This is a genomic window from Bacillus sp. 05T31 (genome assembly GCF_056396725.1).
Genome location: NZ_JBFTMA010000729.1, coordinates 1 through 2,203 on the forward strand (window position 1 = coordinate 1; position 2,203 = coordinate 2,203).

Sequence of the window (2,203 nt, forward strand, 5' to 3'; positions counted from 1 at the left end):
ATATAAAGTCCCGCTCCTTCAAAACGAAGTGGAACGTGCTCTATTTCTACAAGGTCATGAAGTCTTTTACCTGACATTAATTTTTTCGCAATGAAAAAACTTACTATACCAGTAATTACCCCGGCAATCCATGAATCGAATCCTATATACGCAAACGTTGTTACAAACGACGTTAACATCGCCAAGTAGTTACGACTTTCAAATACTAATGCAATTCCTTCAATGTATGTATTACCACGTGGTACGAGCTCATATCCATCTAATTGTTGAAGTGTATTTCTTTCCATATTGCGCACATCACGAAATTGCGTCGCTGCTAACGTAAGAAATGTAATTGCAGAGAAATCTTTTTTCAAAACAGACGGAATCGCAATTGCTCCTAAGGCAGCCGCAATTAATCCCATCGCGATATGAATAATTTTCCCGTGAAGCCTCGTCGGATATTGCCTCGTATCGGTACGAAGCATTAACAACCTAGTTATTGTACCTGCAATTACGCCACATAAAATAGCTGGTGTATATTCAGTCATGTATTACCCTCGCCTTTCTTTTACGTGTTTTCCTCTTAAATTGTTCCATATATACCGATGCCTTTGTAATCCAAAGTAAAATCGCCATAAATAAAGTGGAAACAGCAGCAACATCTAAAAAAGCTAAACTGCCGTATTCATAAGGAAAATGTAATTTACGAAAAATCAGCGTCACCAATAATTCTCCTTGTAACATCCCTATATATAAGGAGCATAATCGTAATATGCGATCCCCGTGCAATAAAACCGATGCATACACAAGTGCACCACTTAACAGCAACAACCTATCAACCACAATCCAAATTGGATCATATACTTCTAACAAATGAAAGCTTGTATATAACATTGCAATAATAAGTGCCGAAAGTAAGGTATATAATTTTTTCCAAATAGAATATAACGCGATACCTACAAAAGAAATAATACAAAGCAAAAGGGCATTTACCGATATYGTGAAAGAAGCAATCGTCACATTTAACGGAGAACAAATAATAAAAATTAATATACAAGCACTTATCTTCCAACGAATAGATTCCTTTTTCATAAAAAAGGTCACGACAATCCACCCTATCCAAGCAACAAAATAAAAAGTACTCCCATCCATCATTTCACCTCCTATGATTTCCATTATGGGAACTTTTTATGAAAGTTAATCCTCCTTTTCTTTGTGCATAGTTTTTCTCATAACAGCAAAACTTTTAATAAGGAGGTGTAACTCACAATGGGTAAAGATCGCCAAGAACGAAAGCTAAGAGAATCACGCCGCGTTGAATCTGATCGCGACCAATCACTTCAATATCCCGGTGCAACAAGTCTTGATACACCGGAGCAAGCTCGAAAGCAGAATCAGCATTAAATAAAGTGAAACTTCAGTGGGGGGTATCCACCCCCACTGATTATTAGCCCACACCAATCGAGCCGCCCTCAAATAGGCAATACAAAAAGACGGTTTCGATATTGTACGAAACCGTCTTTTTACACGATTATTTTATTTATTTCTACTCGTAATATAATTCTTTTGTTTTCGCATTATAAACCCTATCACTCAACGAGGCATTAATCGTAACTACACCTGTTGGTTTTTAGAATATGTAATAACATAATACGTATGTAGAGAAGGATCTTTACTCTTTACCTCTACACGTACATAATCCGTCTCTCTTATCTCATTTAACTTTCGCTCAACCTCTTTTTTCGCACCTACAATATCTTCTTTTTCTCCTTTAATTTTCCTACTCACAATGGTATTTCCTTGATCAGAAAGTAATACTACTTCAGCATTACTTAAACTAACTTCATTTGGTATATTAAAATAATAAATTGTATACGAATCTTCCGATGGATTTTTGTCTTCTCCTAATTCCCTTGGCAAAATTAGTGCTTCTATTCCACTTCCTGCATTCACCGTTGGATTCCTATACAATTTATTCCCGACTGCAATTGCAATATTCGCCGTTTTAATTGCTGATTGTGCTGTTGTTGAACTAGAATCTCCTTCTCTTACATTTGAAGTTAATGAAATTTCAACCTTTTTCTTATATCCAGAAACCGCTGTATCTTCTCTTATATTTCGTGCATGGATGTTAAAATCTTCACTATTATATGTAATGCGTCCTATTGTATTTTTACTATTTGAAGATACATTATCTCCTTTTTTATTAACATCCTCATCC

General features: G+C 35.7%; 4 protein-coding genes. 1 reads left to right on the forward strand and 3 read right to left on the reverse strand.

Annotated features, from left to right (window positions below; translation table 11 throughout):
* Positions 1-530: YIEGIA domain-containing protein (locus AC1DJR_RS27370; RefSeq protein WP_477003978.1), on the reverse strand; the 530-nt coding region annotated here is incomplete at its 3' end.
* Positions 523-1,134, reverse strand: a complete 612-nt coding sequence (locus tag AC1DJR_RS27375; RefSeq protein WP_002086626.1) for a YphA family membrane protein — start codon at positions 1,132-1,134, stop codon at positions 523-525. The genes AC1DJR_RS27370 and AC1DJR_RS27375, both read right to left, overlap by 8 nt.
* 117 nt (positions 1,135-1,251) lie before the next feature.
* Here AC1DJR_RS27375 and AC1DJR_RS27380 point away from each other — a divergent pair, with 117 nt between their 5' ends.
* Positions 1,252-1,386 carry a YpzI family protein gene (locus tag AC1DJR_RS27380; protein ID WP_000513901.1) on the forward strand — a complete coding sequence of 45 codons (135 nt, stop codon included), beginning with the start codon at positions 1,252-1,254 and terminating at the stop codon, positions 1,384-1,386.
* A 210-nt stretch (positions 1,387-1,596) separates the two neighbouring features.
* On the opposite strand, the gene AC1DJR_RS27385 is transcribed toward AC1DJR_RS27380, so the two are convergent.
* Positions 1,597-2,203 (reverse strand): hypothetical protein (locus tag AC1DJR_RS27385; RefSeq protein WP_477003979.1); only part of this gene is annotated, 607 nt, incomplete at its 5' end.

What these genes read in the sequence shown, in the direction of transcription:
- AC1DJR_RS27380 (WP_000513901.1), top strand. Translation starts at nt 1,252, where the DNA reads ATGGGTAAAGATCGCCAAGAACGAAAGCTAAGAGAATCACGCCGCGTT.